The sequence below is a fragment of the Stenotrophomonas sp. 05L44_2 genome (assembly GCF_056665995.1).
Genome location: NZ_JBFTNR010000423.1, coordinates 1 through 3,718, shown reverse-complemented (window position 1 = coordinate 3,718; position 3,718 = coordinate 1). Strand labels below are relative to the sequence as shown.

General features: G+C 65.4%; 8 protein-coding genes. 3 read left to right on the top strand and 5 right to left on the bottom strand.

The genetic code is table 11. The features are described from left to right. Positions 1 to 245: hypothetical protein (locus AC1VAN_RS14835; protein WP_480986083.1), on the top strand; the 245-nt coding region annotated here is incomplete at its 5' end. An 18-nt stretch (positions 246 to 263) separates the two neighbouring features. On the opposite strand, the gene AC1VAN_RS14830 is transcribed toward AC1VAN_RS14835, so the two are convergent. Both AC1VAN_RS14830 and AC1VAN_RS14825 read right to left on the bottom strand, forming a co-directional pair. Continuing rightward, entirely contained in the window at positions 264 to 584 is a 321-nt protein-coding gene (locus AC1VAN_RS14830) for a hypothetical protein (protein ID WP_313445601.1), read from the bottom strand. Positions 585 to 712: 128 nt separating this feature from the next. Further along, positions 713 to 1,057 (bottom strand): winged helix-turn-helix transcriptional regulator, encoded by a 345-nt coding sequence (locus AC1VAN_RS14825; protein WP_049469382.1) that lies wholly within the window; start codon positions 1,055 to 1,057, stop codon positions 713 to 715. A gap of 87 nt (positions 1,058 to 1,144) precedes the next feature. Between AC1VAN_RS14825 and AC1VAN_RS14820 the strand changes: the two genes are divergently transcribed. Further along, positions 1,145 to 1,471 (top strand): nuclear transport factor 2 family protein, encoded by a 327-nt coding sequence (locus AC1VAN_RS14820; protein WP_442251670.1) that lies wholly within the window; start codon positions 1,145 to 1,147, stop codon positions 1,469 to 1,471. A 120-nt stretch (positions 1,472 to 1,591) separates the two neighbouring features. Here AC1VAN_RS14820 and AC1VAN_RS14815 read toward each other — a convergent pair whose 3' ends face one another. Beyond that, positions 1,592 to 2,233 (bottom strand): glutathione S-transferase family protein, encoded by a 642-nt coding sequence (locus tag AC1VAN_RS14815; protein WP_480986082.1) that lies wholly within the window; start codon positions 2,231 to 2,233, stop codon positions 1,592 to 1,594. Between the two features lie 195 nt (positions 2,234 to 2,428). Between AC1VAN_RS14815 and AC1VAN_RS14810 the strand changes: the two genes are divergently transcribed. Then, positions 2,429 to 2,749 (top strand): hypothetical protein, encoded by a 321-nt coding sequence (locus AC1VAN_RS14810; protein WP_442251668.1) that lies wholly within the window; start codon positions 2,429 to 2,431, stop codon positions 2,747 to 2,749. A gap of 20 nt (positions 2,750 to 2,769) precedes the next feature. On the opposite strand, the gene AC1VAN_RS14805 is transcribed toward AC1VAN_RS14810, so the two are convergent. Continuing rightward, complete coding sequence (locus tag AC1VAN_RS14805) at positions 2,770 to 3,072, bottom strand: hypothetical protein (RefSeq protein ID WP_033832298.1); 303 nt, start codon at positions 3,070 to 3,072, stop codon at positions 2,770 to 2,772. A gap of 41 nt (positions 3,073 to 3,113) precedes the next feature. Then, positions 3,114 to 3,718: hypothetical protein (locus AC1VAN_RS14800; protein WP_480986081.1), on the bottom strand; the 605-nt coding region annotated here is incomplete at its 5' end.

Here is a 3,718-nt window from a genome sequence, read left to right as displayed (position 1 = left end):
TCGCATGCCCGTTCGTGGTGGTACTCGCGCTGGCGCAGGCGGCAGCCGCTTCCCCGGCGCAGGCCGGCCCGTTCACCGCRCCAGCCATCGGCGCGCTGGCGGTTGCGTGGTACCTGTGGGCCCGCATGCGGGCCTTCGTGGCCTTGAATGGAGGATCAGCGCTGCGTGCGCTCGGCTCGGTAGTGGTTTCGTTCCTGCTGACGACGATCGGGGTTGTCGGCCTGTTTGCTGCCGTCATCCTCTGATCTTCAACAGGGCGGCGATCACTCGAGAGCGTGATCGGACTTGCGCGGTGGCACTGCCGTGGCCTCACCGCGCTGCAGGAGGTCGAAGAAGTCCACTGCCTCCGCCGCCAGCGCATCGTGGGCGTCGAAATCCCAGTTCTGCTTGTACTCGCGCGCAAGCAGATCACAGACGGCCTTGGCCTGCTGGTAGGTCTGCGACTGCTCCCCGCGATCGGCCAGCTGGTCGCGGTGGATCTGGCACAGCATGAGCTGGTGGGCATCTTCGGCCCGCTCGCGCTCCCAGCCGATGTCGGGCAGGGCGGACAGTGCTGAGGCAAGCGCGATGGCAATCAAGGGCATGATCCGGGTCCGGGCAGGGGGCGGAACCTGAGCGTAGGTGATGGTGCAGTGCGCGTGGCGGCACGCGCGATGGCCGTTTTACGGGGTGTTCACCATTCGCAGCAGCATGGTGGCTGCGCTGAAGGTGGTCATGCCGATGGCTCGCCCGCCGCTGGTTTCTGCTCCTGCCACAGCAGTAGCGCGTCCAGTGCCGGGCACAGTGCCTGCCCCCACGCACTGAGTCGATACTCCACTTTCGGTGGCACCTGCGGATACACCGTGCGCAGCACGATGCCGTCGGCTTCCAGTGCACGCAGCTGCTGCGCCAGCATCTTCTGCGAGATGCCGGGGATGAGCCGCTCCAGGTCGGAATAGCGCTGCACCTTGCCGTCGAACAGGTGGAAGAGGATCAACAGCTTCCAGCGGCCTTCCAGCAGTGCGAGTGCACGGGCCACGTCCGCGGCGGCGGTTTCAGGGGTATAGGCCTTTCTCATGGGGTGGGTCACTTACCTTCAGGTGCGTTCTTGTGGCGGCCAGGGTGCGGTTCGAGAATAGCGCCAGTCCCGCCTGGAGTGCCTGCAATGTCGATTGATCTTCCCGCGCCGTTGTCCCGCTATTTCCTGCTGGCCAATGGCGAGCCCGGAACGCACGTTGAGCAGTGCTTTGCCGCAGGCGCGACGGTGCGCGATGAGCGCCAGCAACACCAGGGACACACGGCGATTGCCGCTTGGGTGGCGCAGACGCGTGCGGCCTACCAGCAACACGTGGTCCCCCTGCAGCTGCACGTGCAGGACGGTCGACACATCGTGTCTGCACAGGTCAGTGGCACGTTTCCGGGCAGCCCGGTGGTGCTGACACACGCGTTCACCCTGCAAGGGGATGGCATCGTCGCGCTGGACATCCACTGATTCAGTGACGGTTGCTTCCGGAGATCGGGTGGCACGCGGATGGCTGCCGATTTACGCGTAGCAGTACCAATGGATGGTGATCTCCATGCATGGCGTGGAGCTACTGAGCGCGGGGTGGAGCTACGGGTTCTGGAACACCGCCAGCTGTGCGGCGAAGGCGCGCTGGTAGGCGGGCCGCGCGGTCGCGCGGTCAACGTAGGCAGCAAGGTTTGCATACTCGCCGACGATGCCGCTGCTCTGCAGCCGCAGCAGCACCGACACCATCAGCAGATCGCCGGCGCTGAAGTCTCCGTCCAGCCACGGTGCATCGCCCAGCCGGGCGGACAGCTGGCTCAGCCGCCTGCGCACGCACTCGTCCAGCATCACCAGCCGTTGCGCGTACCAGGGCTGTTCGCGTTCCAGCACCCACGCCATGGAGCGTTCGACGATCGGCGGCTCCACAGTGTTCAGCGCGGCGAACATCCAGGTGATCGCACGCATGCGCGCACCCGTATCGGCGGGCAGCAACCCGGGGTGCTGTTCGGCCAGGTGCAGCAGGATCGCGCCTGATTCAAACAGCACTACGTTGCCATCCTCATAGGTGGGAATCTGACCGAACGGATGCCGCGCCAGGTGTGCGGGTTGCTTCATCTCCTCGAAGGWGAGCAGATGRACGTCGTAGGCGAGGCCCAGCTCTTCCAGCGCCCAGCGCACGCGCATGTCACGGGCCAGCCCCTGGCCACGGTCCGGGGAATGCTTGAATGCGGTCAGGATCGGCGTCATCAGGATGTCCATCGGCGTTGGCTGCCACGTTGGCCGGCCTTTCTTCTCTTGACGCGCGGACGGGTCGGCAATCGACACGCCTGCGCTGACCGAGGGCGTGGCATCGCCGGCCCGGATGAACGGTTCACGTCGGACGATTCGCCCGGGAGGGTCGGTGCAGCGATACTGCCGTCCTGCACACCCTTGGGGAAGTACGTGAGCACGTCCAGACTGCCGCGCATCGTTGGGTTCGACGTGCCACGGCTTCACCAGCAGGTCGATGCGACTGCCGATGAAGCCATCACTGCGCTGCTCGATCAGGCGCCCGATGAACAGTGGACCGGCCGCTTCCTGCAGCACTGCGCGACGTTGGCGTCGCAGCTTTCATTGGCGGAAGTGAAGGTGGAGGGCACCCGCATTGCCTTCCACGGTTCGATCGCCGATGCGCGTGCCTTGGCCGATGCGGTCATCGCGCTGGTGAACCGGTTGAATGATCAGCTGATGCAGGAAGGCAACCAGCTCGCCAGCGAGGAGTGATCTGCCAGCAGCTTGCTGTCTCAGCCCGCTTGCGAAGCCAATGCCGGCCCGGACAGGCGCGCCCAGCAGCCCATCGCCATTTCCGCCGACCCCGGGTGGCCACGCAGGCTGGTGCGCAGCGCAAGCCGTGACTGCAGATCGGTGAGCCACGCCGTGCGCGTGCCATGTGGGTTGCGGACATAGATGTCGCACGCCAGGCGGATGACCGGTGCGACCTCGTGGCGGAAGTTGATGGCGGGCAGATCGCCCGTCTGGAACGCGGCCTGCCAGTGCTGCAGCTCGCGCTCGACGTCAACGAAGTCCTTGTTGGTGATGCGTTCCATGAGACCTCTCCTGTTGGAACGCCAACGTACACCTGTGCATGTCAGGAGTCTGTGTGCGCGCAGCGCTGTTCATGGTGCCCGTTCATTAATCTCCGGCTTTCATGCAGCTGCGTAACCGGCCCACGCCCACAGTGGCGTTGCAGCAGATCGCTGCGGTGGAGCAAGACATGAACAACAATACGCCGCAAGGCCAGACCGACCGCACCAACGCCCCGACCGGAATCAAGCAGGCCGCCCAGCACGGCCAAACTGATGGCAACGCAATGGGCGGCGACCGGAAGCAGGACGGCAAGCAGCGCCAGCAGGAGCAGCAGGTCCAGCAGGATGCAAAGCCGGTCGGCCCGCAGAAGTCCGGGCAGGAACAGAAGAGCGAGCCGGGCCGTGACACCCGTCGCTGAGCAGTAAGCGAAGAAGAGGCCGCGCGTTGCGCGGCTTTCCTCTGTCCAACGTTCGGGAAGAGCGCTGATGCCATCCCATGCCCGTGCGGTAAGCCTGATGACGAAGATCATGTACCAGTGCCGTCCGGCAAGAACGACGACGATGGCGCGCTGCCGCGCCTGCCAGGCTCCCAGTCCGGGTGGCATGGAGTGCGCGCGTTGCCTTACCGAAGAACTCGGGGGCGTGATCGGCAACCGCGGTGCTGCGG

Bases quoted from the DNA above. Each gene is read 5' to 3' on its own strand.
- AC1VAN_RS14830 (WP_313445601.1), bottom strand. From the start codon at position 584: ATGCCCTTGATTGCCATCGCGCTTGCCTCAGCACTGTCCGCCCTGCCC.
- AC1VAN_RS14820 (WP_442251670.1), top strand. From the start codon at position 1,145: ATGTCGATTGATCTTCCCGCGCCGTTGTCCCGCTATTTCCTGCTGGCC.
- AC1VAN_RS14805 (WP_033832298.1), bottom strand. From the start codon at position 3,072: ATGGAACGCATCACCAACAAGGACTTCGTTGACGTCGAGCGCGAGCTG.
- AC1VAN_RS14825 (WP_049469382.1), bottom strand. From the start codon at position 1,057: ATGAGAAAGGCCTATACCCCTGAAACCGCCGCCGCGGACGTGGCCCGT.